The sequence below is a fragment of the Sphingomonas sp. S2-65 genome (genome assembly GCF_021513175.1).
Lineage (GTDB): Bacteria > Pseudomonadota > Alphaproteobacteria > Sphingomonadales > Sphingomonadaceae > Sphingomonas.
The window spans coordinates 715,212-730,584 of sequence record NZ_CP090953.1 but is presented as its reverse complement, the minus strand read 5'-3'; the positions used below and the strand labels follow the sequence as shown (position 1 = coordinate 730,584).

At 66.6% G+C, this 15,373-nt stretch carries 8 protein-coding genes; 3 read left to right on the top strand and 5 right to left on the bottom strand.

Going from position 1 to position 15,373, the window contains the following annotated elements:
* Positions 1 to 49: 49 nt before the first annotated feature.
* Both LZ586_RS03555 and LZ586_RS03550 read right to left on the bottom strand, forming a co-directional pair.
* Positions 50 to 3,070 carry a TonB-dependent receptor plug domain-containing protein gene (locus LZ586_RS03555; protein WP_235078309.1) on the bottom strand — a complete coding sequence of 1,007 codons (3,021 nt, stop codon included), beginning with the start codon at positions 3,068 to 3,070 and terminating at the stop codon, positions 50 to 52.
* 123 nt (positions 3,071 to 3,193) lie between these two features.
* On the bottom strand, positions 3,194 to 6,229 hold the full coding sequence (locus LZ586_RS03550) for a glycosyl hydrolase family 28-related protein (protein ID WP_235078308.1): 3,036 nt from the start codon (positions 6,227 to 6,229) through the stop codon (positions 3,194 to 3,196).
* 202 nt (positions 6,230 to 6,431) lie between these two features.
* Here LZ586_RS03550 and LZ586_RS03545 point away from each other — a divergent pair, with 202 nt between their 5' ends.
* A complete protein-coding gene (locus tag LZ586_RS03545) occupies positions 6,432 to 6,929 on the top strand; it encodes a gluconokinase (RefSeq protein ID WP_235079724.1) in 498 nt (165 codons plus the stop codon).
* Between the two features lies 1 nt (position 6,930).
* Here LZ586_RS03545 and LZ586_RS03540 read toward each other — a convergent pair whose 3' ends face one another.
* Together LZ586_RS03540 and LZ586_RS03535 are read right to left on the bottom strand one after the other, a co-directional pair.
* Positions 6,931 to 7,608: a FadR/GntR family transcriptional regulator gene (locus tag LZ586_RS03540; protein WP_235078307.1), complete on the bottom strand. Its 678-nt coding sequence runs from the start codon at positions 7,606 to 7,608 to the stop codon at positions 6,931 to 6,933.
* A 24-nt stretch (positions 7,609 to 7,632) separates the two neighbouring features.
* Complete coding sequence (locus tag LZ586_RS03535) at positions 7,633 to 8,979, bottom strand: gluconate:H+ symporter (RefSeq protein ID WP_235078306.1); 1,347 nt, start codon at positions 8,977 to 8,979, stop codon at positions 7,633 to 7,635.
* Positions 8,980 to 9,251: 272 nt separating this feature from the next.
* Between LZ586_RS03535 and LZ586_RS03530 the strand changes: the two genes are divergently transcribed.
* On the top strand, positions 9,252 to 9,512 hold the full coding sequence (locus LZ586_RS03530; RefSeq protein ID WP_235079723.1) for a response regulator transcription factor: 261 nt from the start codon (positions 9,252 to 9,254) through the stop codon (positions 9,510 to 9,512).
* An 81-nt stretch (positions 9,513 to 9,593) separates the two neighbouring features.
* Entirely contained in the window at positions 9,594 to 12,593 is a 3,000-nt protein-coding gene (locus tag LZ586_RS03525; protein WP_235078305.1) for a glycosyl hydrolase family 28-related protein, read from the top strand.
* Between the two features lie 3 nt (positions 12,594 to 12,596).
* On the opposite strand, the gene LZ586_RS03520 is transcribed toward LZ586_RS03525, so the two are convergent.
* Complete coding sequence (locus tag LZ586_RS03520) at positions 12,597 to 15,314, bottom strand: M16 family metallopeptidase (RefSeq protein ID WP_235078304.1); 2,718 nt, start codon at positions 15,312 to 15,314, stop codon at positions 12,597 to 12,599.
* Between the last annotated feature and the right edge of the window lie 59 nt (positions 15,315 to 15,373).

The following is a 15,373-nucleotide window of genomic DNA, read 5'->3' as shown; positions in this document are numbered from 1 at the left end:
GAGGACCGCCAGCCCTGGGCCGGCGGTCCTGCTGTAGCTCCCGCTCTGTTTAGAACCGCACGCGGAACCCGGCGCGGTAGGTCCGGCCCAAGGTATCGTAGAGCGCCGGATTGACGTCCAGCCCGGTGTTGGTCTGCGGCGCGGGCTCGGGATCGTGGTCGAGCAAATTGTCGACCTTGAAGAACATCGCCGCCTGCTGGCCGACATTGATCGAGCCACCGACGTCGAGGTAGAACGCCCCCTTCATCTTGTTGTAGTCGATCGTCGGATTGTTGCCCGTGGAGACCGGGCAGGTGCCGACCGAGCAGACGACATATTGGTTGCCGAACGTGCCGTCGGAGAACCAGCGCTCCTGCACGGTCAGGCTGAACGCGTCGTCGCTATAGGTCTGGACGCCCAGCACCTTCCAGTCGGGGGTGTTGCCGTTGTTGGCGCCGGCCTGGTCGACCACCGCTACCCCGGCGATGCCTGCGTCGACCAGGAACTCGCGGATGTGCGTGCCGAGCGCGCGGATCGTGAAGTTGCCGGGCAGGCCCAGCGGCTTCTTCCACTGATAGCTGGCCTCGATGTCGATCCCGCTGGTCTTCCACGATGCCAGGTTGAACGGCTGGACGTTGATGAAATTGCCGCCTTGCACCGGGCTGTTCAGCTCGAACCCACCGCAGAACGCCTGATTGCCTTCGAAGCAGAAGCGGACGATCTGGTCTGCCGAGAGCGTGGAGACCACGCCGTCCAGCTTGATGCGGTAATAATCGACCGACAGGCTGAGCCCGGGCAGCCAGGACGGGTTGGCATAGACCGCGCCGATTTCGGTATTGCGGGCGACCTCGGGCTGGAGCGCGGGATTGCCGACGGTGTTCTGGAACGCCTGCACGCCGCCCGGATTGGGCGGGAACGGGTTGTTGAAGTTCGGCAGCGTCGTCACCGTCGGCGCGGCGAACAGCTCCGACAGGTTCGGCGCGCGCACGTCCCGCGACGTCACCGCGCGCAGGCGGAAGCCGTCCAGCGGGGTGTCCCAGGTGCCGCCGACCTTCCAGGTCCACACCGTGCCCGAGGTGCTGTAGTCGGTGACACGGGCCGCACCGTTCAGGTTCGCCCGGCCGATGCCGTCGCTGTTGAACAAGGGCAGGTTCAGCTCGGCATATGCTTCATAGACATGGTAGCTGCCGGTGCCGTTCTTGTAATTACCGGCGGCCCAGTTGCTGCCGAGCGGCGCGTTGAGCAGCGGATCGGCCGGATAGTCGGCGCTGTTCGGACTAATCGGAGTCACGCCCGCGCCGTACGGATCCCCGTTCACGCGGTAGAATTCGCGGCGATACTCGCCACCGAAGGCGAGCGACAGCGGGCCGGCCCACAGGTTGAACACGTCGCCCGAGAAGTTGAGGCTGGCGACCTCCTGCGTCAGCTTGGTGTGCTGGAACGGCCCGTTCTCCGGCGTCACATAGGCAAGCGCCTCCGCCGACGGAGCGAACCCGCCGAATATGTTGATCGGCCGACATCCCGCCGCGCGTGCGGTCGCATCCGCGCAGACGATCGCGCCGTTCAGCGTGATGGCGTTGGTCGCCGCCACATAGCGGTTCTGCAGGACGATATCGTCGACATTGATGTCGGCGATGGTGGTGCCATGCTCGTAATAGGCGTCATAGTTCCAGTCGGAACCGAGCAGCCCGAACTTGCCCTTGATGCCGCCGACGAAGCGATACTGGCGCCGGTCGGTCGACACCTTGGGATCGGGGAAGGCGCCGTTGCTCGTGCCGAAGCCGAACGAGGTGATCCCCGCGACGGCGCACCGGTCGCGCACCGACTGCGGCAGGAACGGATTGGCGCACTGCACGGTCAGGCTCGGGCGATTATAGCCCGGGCTCGGCTGGTTGTTGGATTTCACCTGCGCGATGTTGACGGTCAGGTAGATCTCGTTGTTTTCGGCGAAGTCATAGCCGAGCCGGCCAAAGCCGTTGATCCGCTCCAGCGCGGACTTCAGCGACGCGCCGGAGCCGGGCGCACCCGTCAGGTCGCCGCCGACGCAGAAGCTGTTGCCGGCAAAGCAGTTCGACACGCGGCCATTGCCGAGCGGCTGCCCGTTCGAGCCGAAGTTGAAGGCGTAGGGGTTGCCGTTGACGTCGAACGCAGTCCCCTGCAGCGGACCGTTGTTGATCAGGCCGTAGCGCGAATATTGATAGGGCTGAGCATAGTCGCGGTAGAGGAATTGCGGCGATCCGTTGTTGGTGATGCCGGTGTTGACCAGCGTCGTCGCGCGGTACCAGTCGCGGCTGCCGGCCAGGTCGGTGCCGAAGTCGCCGGGGCCGACGCCGCCTTCATGCGAGTATTCGCCGCTGACGATCACATGCAGGCGGTTGTCGAGCAGCGCGCCGCCATAGGCCGCCTGCACCAATGCCTGGCCATCGTCGCCATAATGAGTGACGCCGCCCTGCACATTGGCCTTGAAGCCGGTGAAGCGGGTGTCGGTGATGAAGTTGACCACGCCGCCCACGGCGTCCGATCCATAAGAGGCGGACGCGCCGCCGGTCACCACGTCGACGCGCTTGATCAGCAGTTGCGGGAACATGCTGATGTCGGGCACCCCGGTGACGTTCGCGCCGACGACACGCTGGCCGTCGAGCAGCGTCAGCGTGCGGATCGGACCCAGGCCGCGCAGCGAGAACGAGCTCAGTCCTTGCGTGCCGCTCGACGTGCTGAACGTGCCGGTGCTGGCGCCGGTGGAGCCTTGCAGCGACGGCAATTGGGCGACGGTGTTGAAGATGTTGGGCTGCGCGTTCGCGGCGATCTGTTCCTCACCGATTACCTGGGTGGGCGTCGGCGCGGTGAACCCGTTCGAGACGATGCGGGTGCCCGTGACGATGACCTCGCCCGGCGCGGACGGAGTGTCCTGTGCGGGATCGCCTTGGCCGGTCAGTGGAACGGATGGGGCCGTCTGATCCTGTGGCGCCTCGGCACTCTGTTGCGCAAAGGCCGGCGTCGCATAGGCCAGCACCGTGGCCAGGCCGAGCAAGCTGGTAGCGGTAACACCTGAGCGCGTCTTGGATTTCCGACCGCGCATGACCTTGTTCATCCTGCATCCCCTCTCGAAAACGGCTCCCGCCGCTGATCCGGCTCTATGTCCGTTCGTTGAGCCACCGCTTTATCGGATGCAGGAACGTGCAGCACCCACGACCAAAGTCGCGGGAAACCGGTCTCAGGGCCGGGCGGAGAACAGCGCCTTGTGCGTCAGGATGAACAGCGTCCTGCCATCCGCGCCGCCGAACAGCAGCTGGAGCGGCCGGCCGGGCACGTCGATGCGGCCTTGTTCGTGTCCGTCGGCGCCATAGACGAAGATCTGGCCGTTCGCGACGTAGACGCGTCCGTCCGGGCCGACCGCGACGCTCTCGCCGCCACGCGGTGCCAGCGGCTTGAGATCGGTCACCGCGCCGCCGGGCCCGAGCAGGCCGCTATAGGTCCGGTCCTCCGATCCGTTCGCCAGGTAGACGCGCGAACCCACCTTGCCGGTCACGAAGCCATAGGTGTCGAGCGTGTCGGAGAAGCGCCAGCCGAGATGGTCCGCCGGGCCTTGCTGCCAGACGCGATAGGCGGGCAGGGCGATGCTGCCGTCCGGCGAACGATATTCCTGCGGCTTGGCCACTGCCATGTCGCGCGCGAACATCTCTTCCAACGTGACGAACTGGTCGCGCGCGGCATCATATTGATCGCGAAACTCGCCATTGTTCCAGAAGCTGGCCGGCAGGATCACGCGGGTGTCGCCGCGGCTGGCGACCGGCGTCGGTGCGATCACCCGCACCTTTTCGGGCGTGCGCGGATCGATGCTGTAAACGGTTGCCGCCGCTCCGGCCGAGGACAGCACCATCAGGTCTCCCGAACGGTCCACCGCCAGATTGACCGGGTCGAGCGGCGCATCGGCGACGACCGAAAGTCCTTCCTTCTCGGACCAGCCATGGATGCGGTGGAAATAGCGGTCGACGAAGTACAGCTTGCCGGCAGAGTCCACCGCGCCGCCGCCCAGCGAATAGAAACCCTCGGCCAGCATCCGCACCGGTGCCAGCGTCGCCGGTGCCACGGGAGCGGGCGCGTCGTTGACGTCCAGCACCGCGAATCCACGCTCGCGCACCGCTGCGCCCCGCGTCTTGTCGACGATGGCGTTCTCGTAGGGATATTTGCTGGCGCGCAGATAGGTGCCGCAGCCATTGCTGTCGCAGGTCGAGAAACCACTTTCCGCGTTCACATGCACGTTGCGGAAGCGGATGTTGGTCGATCCGTACAGCGTCACCGCCGCCGGGGCCGGCTGGAGCGATCGCGTGACTCGGTAGGCGTGCAGGTTGGCGAACAGGATGTCGCGCGAGTTGCGGACCTCGAGCGCGACGGTGTCGCGGCTCTCGCCCGCTTCCTCCTCGGTCTGCGGCGCCAGGAACTGCCAGTTGCGCACCCCGTCCAGCACGATCTCGGCCCGGCGGTGATGCTCGGCCGACATCTGGTACACATATCCCGGCGTGCTGGTGTTGGTGACCAGCAATCCGGCCTGGGCATAGGTGTTGGGCGTCCACAGCCCGTTGAACGTGCCGCCGCCGCCGTCGGTGACCCACAGGCTGGCATATTGCGCGTCCCAGCGCTTGGCGGGGTCGGCATCGGCGGTGTGGTTGGCGTTGTACGGATCGAAGCGGCTGCCATCGGCCAGGAAGGTGCCGTGGCCGCCCTGGAACTTGACGTCGTCGACCAGCGACTGTTCGCCCGCGCGCCACAGCAGCGCGGTCGCGCGCGGATTGCTGCCGCCGGTGAACAGGCCCAGCCCCGACACGATCGCGCCGCCACCCTTGGCGCTCTCGATCATCGCGCGCGGGCTGCCCACCCCGCGATAGGCGGGGCTGTCCTCGGCCAGCACGATCTGAGTCAGGCTGGGGTGCAATCCGATCAGCACGGTGTCCGCGCGCAGCTTCAGCGTGTCACTGACGCGATAGAAGCCTGCCGGGAAGTACAGCACCTTGCGGCTGTCGATCGCGCGCTGGATCGCAGCGGTATCGTCGGTCGCGTTGTCGCCCTTCACGCCAAGATCGCGGACATTGGTCCACGCCGACACTGGCGGCATCGCACGCACCGCAGGCGCGCGGCGGCGGTCGCCCGCCAGCGGCACGGCATCCATCTTCGTCGCGAAGCTGCCGGTCGTGCCGAGCGCCGGGACATGCAATCCATATGTGAATTCGCGCACTCGGTAGCGGGCGCCGGGTCCCGTTACGGTGCGCCCGCTGTCGCGGAAGCGCGCGAACACCGGCGTGCCGCTGGTCACGGCATTGTCGAAGCCGACCTGCGTATAGGCGTTGCCTTCGTTGCTGATGATGATCCCGGCGCGCGAGACATTCTCGAACCGGACATCCTTGCCCCACAGCCAGTCGCCATAGCCGCGGTCGATCTCCACTCCGACGGGCACGTTGCGGAACACGGTGTTGACCAGGGTAAGCCCCGCCTCATGCTCGCGGATGGCGGCATCGCGCTGTCCCTCGAACGTCGAATCGAGCAGCGTATATTGCCATGCCGGCGAGGTCTTCTCGGCCAGGATGCCGTAGCGCCCGCCGAAGAAGCGCAGGTCCTGGCCGATATTGCCGACCTGGTAGATGCCGGCCAGCGCCGATCCCAGATGAAAGTCGATATGGCTCAGATAGGCGTGCTGCGCAGCGTGGAAGCGCACGCCCGTGGCCGCCGGATTGCCGGCGCCGATCTCGAAGTCGACATTGGCCATCGCCGAATAAAAGGTACCGGAATTGGCGTCTCCGATATTGGGGTTGAACGGCACGCTGGTCGGCGGCGGGACGGGCACGGGCCGAGTGTCGCCCGTCGCTTCGGGCTTGTTGCCGGTGAAGAAGATCATGCTGCCCACGCCGCGCTGGAACCCCGGCGTGTTCGGCGCGAGGACGAAGACCGGGCGCTTGCGCCCCACGCCGAACAGGCGGACGCCCGGCCACATGAAGAGCGTGCGGCTGATCCGGTAGCGGCCCTGGGGCAGGAACACGATACCGCCGCCGCCCTTGGCCGCGACGGCGTCGATCGCCTGCTGGATCGCGGCGGTGTCGTCGGCCACCCCGTCGCCGCTGCCCCGCACCGTCACCGCGCGCGTGTCGGCGGGGGCGGTGAGGTAGACGGAGGTCGATCCCGGCGCGGCGAGCGCGGGGAGGGCGGTTCCGGCGAGCAGCAGCGTGCAGGCCGTTTTGGCCCCGAATGTGCCCGTCATCGTGATCGCTCCCCATTGATTATAGCGCGGGGATAGGTGCTCCCGCGCCAGCCGACGATTGCGACAAAGGTCGTAATGGTAAAGCCCCCTCAGACACGGGATATGGTTCGTCCAAGTCCGGCCGAGCGGCCGATCGACAAAGCAAGGGCGGGCGGTGCGGACACAGGGGCAAACGCTGAGCGGGGCGCGTGCGATCGTCCTGATGGGAGTGAGCGGCAGCGGGAAGTCAACGTTGTCAGCGTGCTTGGCGGCGCAGCTTGACTGTCCATTGCTCGAAGGCGACGACTTCCACTCCGTCGCGAGCGTCAACAAGATGCTCACGGGCCATCCGCTGACCGACGAGGATCGCTGGCCATGGCTCGCGCGGCTGGGCGCCGCGATCGGCGCGGCGGCGCGCGAACACGGCGTCGCCGTCGCCGCGTGCTCGGCGCTCAAGCGAAGCTATCGCGAGCGCCTGTCCGCCGCCTCGGCGGTCCCCATGCTTTTCGTGCTGCTCGACACCACGCGCGACGAAATCGCCCGCCGCATGAACAGCCGCCCGGACCATTACATGCCGGCCAGCCTGCTCGACAGCCAGCTCGCCACCCTGGAGCGGCCCGGCGCCGACGAGTGCGCCGTCACCCTCGACGCGGCGCGCTCGCCCGAGATGCTGTGCGCCGACGTGCGTGCCTGGATGGAAGCCGCAACCGCCGCGGGCTAGCTCACGGCATCAGCCGCTTGCGCCCCTGCGACAGGTGCCAGCGCATCGCCAGCGCCGCGCCGTCCGCATCGCGCGCCCGGATCGCCTCGACGATCGCGTCATGCTCCTCCATCATCGCGCCGATCACCTCCGGCGGACGCGAGCGCGAGATATCGACGCCGGCGCGCAGGATCTGCATCACTGCGTCGTGCAGATGGTCGAACACCGGCAGGAACGCTGCATTGCCCGTCGCCTCGAAGATCGCGCGGTGCAGCAGCCAGTCCTCGTCATGCGCAGGCGCGTTGGACAGCAATGCAGTCCGCAGCGCCGCGAGCGCGCGTTCGATCACCTCGAGCTGCTGGTGCGAGCGCCGCTGCGCCGCCAGCCGGGCCGCCTCCGCCTCCAGCACGAACCGTACTTCGTAGGTGCCCAGCGTCGCCGCCAGCGCGTCCATGGCGACATGGGTGCCGAGCCGCTCCGAGGGGCGGCGCTTCACATAGGAACCCGCGCCGCGCCGGGCCTCGGTCACTCCGTCCGAGGCGAGCCGCGCCAGCGCCTCGCGCACGATCGTCCGCGACATGCCGAACAGCTGGGCAAGGCGTGCTTCGGAAGGCAGCCGATCGCCGCTTGCCAGCCCGTCATCGGTGATGATCCGGACGATCGCCGTATAGGCGCGATCCGCCAGGCGGCCTTCGATCACCGGCATTCTCCGTCGTGGCTGCTCTCAGAGGACATAATCGAGCGCCAGCACCATGGCGAGCCCGACGACCGAGATCGCGGTCTCCAGCAGCGACCAGGTCCGAAAAGTGTCGGCGGTGCTGGTGCCGACATAGCTCTTCACCAGCCAGAAGCCGGGATCGTTGACATGGCTGAAGAACACCGATCCCGCGCCGATCGCGAGCACCACGAGCTCGGGCGACACCCCTGAACTGGCGACCACCCCCGGCATCACGCCGACGGCGGTGATCGTCGCGACCGTCGCGGATCCGGCGGCCAGCCGTATACCCACTGCGACCAGCCAGCCCAGCAGCAGCGGCGAGATCGCGTGCATCAGCACCATCCGGGCGAGCAGGTCCGACAGGCCCGCAGTGACCAGCACTTGCTTCAACGCGCCCCCCGCGCCGATCGCCAGCAGGATCGCGCCGGCCGCGCCCATCGTCTCATGCCACACCGCGTCCTGGATCGCCGCGTCGCGCAACCCGCGCCCGAACAGCACAGGCAGTGCCACGAGGTTGGTCACCAGGAGCGCAACCACCGGGTTGCTCGCCGCCGCCAATGCCGGTGCGCCGCGCAGGCCCGGCACCAGCTGCCCGAGTTCACCCGCCGCAATCAGCAGCACCGGCAGCAGCACGATGAGCAGCGACAGCGCGCGCGAGGGCGTGGCGATCGCCAGCCGGTGATCGTGCAGAACCGGTGGCGCCAAGCGCACGCCGCGCGTCGTCACACGCGCGAGCAGCGGGCCGGCAATCACGGCGGTGGGGATCGCGATCAGGATGCCGTAGAGCATCGTCTTGCCCAGATCGGCGCCGAGCGCTTCCACCGCGAGCAAGGGCCCCGGGTGCGGGGGGACGAGCGCGTGCACGACGCCGAGCCCCGCCAAGGCGGGCATGATGAGCCGCAGCTTGGCGGCGTCGCGCTCCACCGGATTCGAGCCCGCCATCTCCTCGGCGGCGGCCACGACGATCGGCAGCAACAGCACCAGCCCGGTTTCGAAGAACAGCGGCAGGCCGATGACGATGGCGATGCCGAGCGTCGCCCAGGGCGCCGCTCGGACGCCGGTCAGCTGCAACGCTCCCTTGGCCAGCGACGCGGCTGCGCCCGACAAGTGCAACATTGCCCCCAGCGACAGGCCGAGCGCGACGACCAGTCCGGTGCCGCCGATAATGTCGCCGACGCCCTTCTGCACGGCCTTGGCGGTGTCCGTCAGCGGCAGACCGGCGAGCAGTCCGACGGCGAATGCACCGCACAGCAAGGCGATGAACGGGTGGAGCCGGCCGCGGACGATCATCAGCACCGCGAGCAGGATCCCCGCCAGCGCCGCGATCATCAGGCGAGTGTCACCTCCGGTCATCGACGCACCGCTCAGAACGGCCGCAAGAAGTCACCATTCTCGTCATTCAGGTCTCTCCCTTCGATCGCGGCGCATTCGCCTGCGAGCGCAATCTGTAGGACAGGTTTTTCCCGATCAACAACAGAAAAGGCTTGATCAGGGCTAAAGCCGAGGATCATAGTGCGAATCTGTCCAACCGAATCCGCTAAGACGGAGCGCTTGGATCAACAAACTTCGCCTGGTGCGATCGCCAAGGCGAGCCACGGCCATGGCCGAGCAGGAGGAGGATGACGATGGAAGGGATCTCCCAGGAATCTCGCCAGTTTGGGACGAAGGCTGCCGCAGCAGCGGCGCTCCCGCAACTGACCCCCACTCAGATCAAGGTGCTGCGCGGCGTCCGTTCGGGCTTGCTCAACAAGCAGATAGCCTACGACCTGGGCATCGCCGAAACCACGGTCAAGGCGCACATGACGGCGCTGATGCGCAAGTTGAACGTGCGCAACCGAACCCAGGTGGCGATCGCCGCACAGGCACTGAGCCTTCAAACAGTCTGAAGACGGTCGGCCCGATCGTTGTCGCCCATGCCGCGCTGCGGGGTGGGTCGACGGTCGCGGAGAATCAGGGGGAGAAGGACGATGAAGGCAAAGTGGCTGCTTGGCGCGGCGATGATTACGCTGCCGACACCTGCGCTTGCGCAATCGACCTCGGTGTATCGCAGCGCGCCCAATGATCCGCGCGCGATCACGGTGAAGGGAGTCGGCGATGGTCGCGCCGACGACAGCGCTGCGATCCAGCAGGCGATCGATGCGGCTGCAGTTGGCGGTCATGGCGGCGTCGTGTTCCTGCCGTCCGGGCGATACCGCATCAGCCGGACCATTTTCGTCCGCTCGGCAGTGCGGGTGTTCGGGGTCGGACCGACGCGGCCCGAGATCGTGCTCGGCGACAACAGCGCCGGCTTCGGCTCGGGCGTCGCGGCGATGATCAGCTTCACCGGTGAGGACCAGTACCGCGTGGGCAAGGCGCCCGTTCCGCCGCCCACCAGCGTGCCGTTCGACTCCGCCATCTTCGACGCGACTTCCAGCACTTTCTATTCCGCGCTTTCCAATGTCGACTTCCGCATCGGCGCCGGAAACGCCGGTGCGGTCGCGGTTCGCTTCCGCGTCGCCCAGCACGGCTATCTGCGCCATGTCGACTTCCATACCGGATCCGGGCTCGCCGGGGTGTACCAGGCAGGCAACGAGTTCGAGGATCTGCGCTTCTTCGGCGGCCGCTATGGCATCATGTCGGAGAAAACCTCTCCCGCCTGGCAGTTCACGCTGATCGATTCCGAGTTCCAGGGACAGCGCGATGCGGCGATCCGCGAGCATGAAGTCGATCTGACGCTCGTCAACGTTGCGATCAAGGATACGCCGGTCGGGATAGAGATCGACCGCGGATACTCCGACTCGCTGTGGGGCAAGCAGGTCCGGTTCGAGAATGTCGCTCAGGCCGGGGTCCTGATCTCGGCCGAGAACAGCGTGTTCACGCAAGTCGGCTTTGACGATGCCGTAGCGATCAATACGCCGACCTTCGCCCGCTTTCGCGACAGCGGCAAGACGGTGGCCGGGGCGGGTGCCCGATACCGCGTGCGCGACTTCTCTTATGGGCTCAAGCTGCCCGCGCTCGGAACGATCGGAGAGTACGCCACCGACGTCAGCATGGTGCCGCTCGGCCGCGCATCGGCCCGTCCGGCACGCACGATCCGCGCGCTGCCGCCGGTGCGGGACTGGGCCAATGTCCGCGATCTCGGCGTAAAAGGGGACGATACCACCGACGATACCGCGGCGCTGCAACGGGCGATCGATACTCACCGGGTGCTTTACTTCCCGATGGGCCGCTACCGGGTGACCGACACGCTCAAGCTGCGTCCGGACAGCGTGTTGATCGCGCTGCATCCCAGCCTGACCCATCTGTATCTTCCCGACGAGACGCCTGCATATATGGGCGTCGGTGGACCCAAGGCGCTGATCCAGAGTGCGACAGGCGGCAACGCCATCGTCCATGGGCTGGGCCTCTGGACCGGCGGCGTGAACCCGCGCGCGACGGCATTGCTCTGGCGAGCGGGCGAGGCATCCGAAGTCAACGACGTGAAGATCCAGGGCGGTGGCGGCACCGTCTTGACCAAGGGCAGCCCGATCGGTTTCGGCGACCCGCGTGCCCGCTTCGACGGGCAGTATCCGAGCATCTGGGTCACGGATGGCGGCGGCGGGACATTCGCGGCGTTGTGGTCGCCGAACACGCTGGCCTCGGCCGGCTTCTATGTGTCGAACACCAGGACGCCTGGCCGCGTCTATCAGCTGTCGGCCGAGCATCACTACCGGGCGGAAATCGTGCTCGACAATGTCGAAAACTGGGAATTCCTGGCGCCGCAGACCGAGCAGGAGGTGCGCGACGGCGTCAATGCGATCTCGACCGAGTTCCGCAATTCGCGCAACATCCTGTTCGCCAACTATCACGGCTATCGCGTCACGCGGTCGATCAAGCCGATGGACGCGGCGGTGAAGCTCTACAACTCTGGCGACATTCGCTTCCGCAACGTCCATGTGAACGCCGAAAGCGGGTTTGCGAGCTGCGATGCGAAGGGATGCGGCACCTATCTTCGCGCCAGCAAGTATCCGTTCGAGAATGCGATCAAGGACATGACTCGCCAGCAGGAAGTGCGCGAGCGGGAGTTCGCGAAGCTCGACGTGCCGGCGGCCCCCGCAACGGCCGCCACGCAGCCGGCAGTGCCGGTGTCGCCCGGCGTCGAGAAGCTGGCTGACGGCTTCTATTCGATCGCCGGAGCCGCGGTGGATGCCAAGGGCAAGCTCTACTTCATCGATCGGCACTTCCAGCGCATCCATGGATGGTCCAGAACCGAAGGTCTGTCGATCGTTGCCGACGCTCCGCTCGATGCGGTGAACCTGGCGGTGGATCGCTCGGGCGACTTGCTGGTCCTGTCATCGGCGGGCCGCGACGGCACGGTATTCAGCATCGATCCCGCAAAGCCGGCGGAGGTACGGATAATTCCCGCCACTCCGGTGCGCCCGCGTCGCGGGGCGGCAACCTTGCTGCCGGTGAATGTCTGGGCGAATGGCGAGTTCGCCGACCGCATCGATCCGGCTACCTATCAATACCCGACGCTCGCCGACTTCTTCACCACCAAGATGGCCGAACCCAAGGCACAGGAATATGTCTCGCCCGACGGGTCGCTGGTTTTGCCGGCGTTCCGGGTATGGAACCAGGGCCCCGACGATCATCAGGGATGGCGCTGGTCGGACACGCTGGACGCCCATGGGCTGGTGACTGCCGGGCCCGACGGACGGGTGGTGCTGACCAATGCGTCCGAGAACCGCACCTATAGCGGCCTGGTCGGCGAGGGCGGGAAAGTCACCGATCTCAAGATCGTCGCCGACCGCGGGGGAGAGAGCGTCGCGCGCGACGCTGCCGGCAACCTGTATGTCGCGAACGGGCAGGTGTTCGTCTACGGCCCTGGCGGCAGCCTGCGCCGCCGGATCGACGTGCCCGACCGGCCGCTGCAACTGGTGGTAGGCGGAGCGGATGGGCACACGCTGTTCATCGTGACCCACCACGCACTCTATGCTGCGGCGATCTGAGGATCAGTTGCGAACCCTGCGTCCTTCCGCGTCCCATATCTCTACGCCCGGCCAGCCCAAGGCGCGGATCGGCGCCTCGATCTTGGCGAGGTCGCCGACCACGACCCACGTCATCCTTTCGGGATGCAGATCCGCATTCGCCGCGGCGGTGATCGTTTCCGGTCGAAGGGCGGCGTACCGGGCGGGCAGGGAGGTGATGTAGTCATAGGGGCGGCCGAAGCGGCTTACCTGCTGGAGATAGCCCACCATCGCTTGGTTGGTTTCGAACTGGCCGGGCAGGCCTAGCACTTGTCCCTTGGTGAGCAGGGCGAGTTCCTCAGCCGTCGCGGGCTTGGCGCGCTGGAGTCCGCGAAGCTCCTTGTCGATCTCCGAAAGCGCTTCGGCGGTCTTGTCGGTCTGGATGCTCGTGGCGATCCCCAGCACCTGGGGTCCACGCGCGTCGGCGACATAGGAATTGGCGCCATAGGTCCATCCCTTGCCCTCGCGCAGGTTCATGTTCAGCCGGGCAGTGAAGCCGCCGCCCAGCACATCGTTGAGCGCCCCAAGTTCGAAGTCGTGCGGGTCCATGCCCGATCCGACGATCTGTCCGGCCTGGATCACCGATTGCGACGCGCCGGGCTTGTCGATCAGCACGATCCGCGGTCCGGCAGCGGGCGGGACCGGGTCCAGGGTCTTGGTGCCCTTCGCGCGCGCCGGTGCCTTCCAGTCGCCGAACGCCTCCTCGAGCGCGGCGATCAGCACCGGTAACTGCGTGTCCCCGGCAGCGTAGATCACGGCATTGTCGGGGCGGATCCAGCTCTGGTGAAAGGCGATCACATCCTCGCGCGTGAAGGCCTTCAGCGTCGCCGCGCGGTTTGCCAATGCCGCCCCATAGGCGTGATCGGGCCCATATAGCAGATAGGTCAGGCTTCGCTGGGCGATGGCGTTCGGGTCCGAAAGCGACTGTTGCAGGCCCGACAGTTGCAGCGCGCGGTCCCGCTCCAGGTCGGCGGCCCGGAAGCCGGGATTGCGGACATAGTCCGCCCACAATGCGATGGACTCGGGGAGCTTGCGGGTGAGCGCGGAGAGCGCAAAATCGGTGGTGTCGCTGCTCGACGTTACCCAGATCCGGGTTCCGAGCAGGCCTTGGCGTTCAGCGAATTTCTGCGCGTCGAGCGTCGCGGTACCCTCGTCCATCAACCCCAGCGTGAAGCCCTGCAGACCGCGCTTCATGTGCTGCTCGGCAGCCTGGCCGGCATTGAACACCATCGCCAGGTCCACCGTCGGCGTACCGGGCCGTTCGGAAAAGCGGACCTGGATGCCGTTGGAAAGCCGTGCCTCCTTCAGATCGGGAAGCTTGAGCGCGGGGAAGGGGGCAAGCGCGGGAATCGTCTTTCGGTCTGCCGCATCGGCAACGACGTCGTGCGAGCCATAAGGAAGCACCGTCAGCCGGTAGGACGGCTTGCTCAGCCATGTTCCGGCAGCACCCCGTACCTCGGCTGCGCTCAGCGCGGCGAAGCGGCGGTCATCCTCCTGATACTGCCCTGGATTATCGGCGAACACCGCGCCGTCGGACAATGCCATCGCCTTGACGAAGAGCGACTCCATGGCCCGCACGGAGTCGCCGTAGGACGTGACCTTCGCGCGCTCGAGTTCGGCCGGGGAGGCGCTGGTGGACAGGAAGTCGCGAAGCACCGCGCGCACCGCCGCCTCCAACTTGGCAGGGGCGACGCCTTCTGCCGGACGCACCTCGATCGAGAAGGTGCCGGCAACCGCCGAGCTCTCATAGCTCGCCGAGGCATAGGTCGCGACCTGTTGATCGTGAACGAGGGCCTGGTAGAGCCGCGAGGTCTTACCGCGCCCCAGCAGCTGTGCCGCCATGCGGAGCCCGGGCGCTTCCGCCGTACCGCGCCCCGGCACGGCCCAGCTCCAGGTGATCGCCGGTTGGGGCACATTGTCGAGCATCACTTCGTGCTGATCGCGCGCCAGCTCGGGTACCCAGGCGGTTACGCGCCCGGTCGGCGGACCGGCGGGTACATTGCCGAAATACTTGGTGACCAGCGCCTTGGCCTGCTCGAGGGTCACGTCCCCCGAGAGCGTCACCACGGCGTTCGATGCGCCATAATATTGGCGGAACCACTCCTTCACATCGTCGAGCGAGGCGGCGTTCAGGTCCTCCATCGATCCGATCACCGGGTGATGATAGGGATGTCCGACCGGGAACAGCGCTGCCGCGGCGCGCTGGCTCATCGTCGCGTAGGGTTGGCCCTCACGGTTGCGCTTCTCGTTTTGAACCACTGCGCGCTGCTCGTCGAGCTTGGCCTGGGTCACCGCCCCCAACAGATAGCCCATGCGATCGGACTCGAGCCACAGCACCCGTTCCAACCCACCGGTGGGAACGACCTCGTAATAATAGGTCTGATCGTTACCGGTGGCGCCGTTGACGCCCGAGACGCCGATCTCTTGGAGCGGCGGCATATATTCCTTGTCATGATGTTCCGAGCCGTTGAACATCAGATGCTCGAACAGGTGCGCGAAGCCCGATTTGCCCTCCGGCTCGTTCATCGACCCGACATGGTACCACACGGCCACCGCCACTTTCGGCGTCTTGTGATCCTCATGCACGATCACCCGCAGGCCGTTCGGCAGCGTGAACTGCTGATAGGGCGCGAGTTCCTGCGCCATGGCAGGATGGGCGAGGGCGATCGTCGCCGCGGCAGCGAGCAGGCGGAAATGCTTCATCGATATATCCTTGGAAGAGGTGCCGGCTCCTCCTGGTGTGAAGGAAGGGAGGAGCCGGC

Excerpts from the sequence above, each read along its gene's own strand:
- LZ586_RS03535 (WP_235078306.1), bottom strand. The coding sequence starts at position 8,979 with ATGACCGGAGGTGACACTCGCCTGATGATCGCGGCGCTGGCGGGGATC.
- LZ586_RS03555 (WP_235078309.1), bottom strand. The coding sequence starts at position 3,070 with ATGAACAAGGTCATGCGCGGTCGGAAATCCAAGACGCGCTCAGGTGTT.
- LZ586_RS03520 (WP_235078304.1), bottom strand. The coding sequence starts at position 15,314 with ATGAAGCATTTCCGCCTGCTCGCTGCCGCGGCGACGATCGCCCTCGCC.
- LZ586_RS03525 (WP_235078305.1), top strand. The coding sequence starts at position 9,594 with ATGAAGGCAAAGTGGCTGCTTGGCGCGGCGATGATTACGCTGCCGACA.
- LZ586_RS03530 (WP_235079723.1), top strand. The coding sequence starts at position 9,252 with ATGGAAGGGATCTCCCAGGAATCTCGCCAGTTTGGGACGAAGGCTGCC.
- LZ586_RS03545 (WP_235079724.1), top strand. The coding sequence starts at position 6,432 with ATGGGAGTGAGCGGCAGCGGGAAGTCAACGTTGTCAGCGTGCTTGGCG.
- LZ586_RS03550 (WP_235078308.1), bottom strand. The coding sequence starts at position 6,229 with ATGACGGGCACATTCGGGGCCAAAACGGCCTGCACGCTGCTGCTCGCC.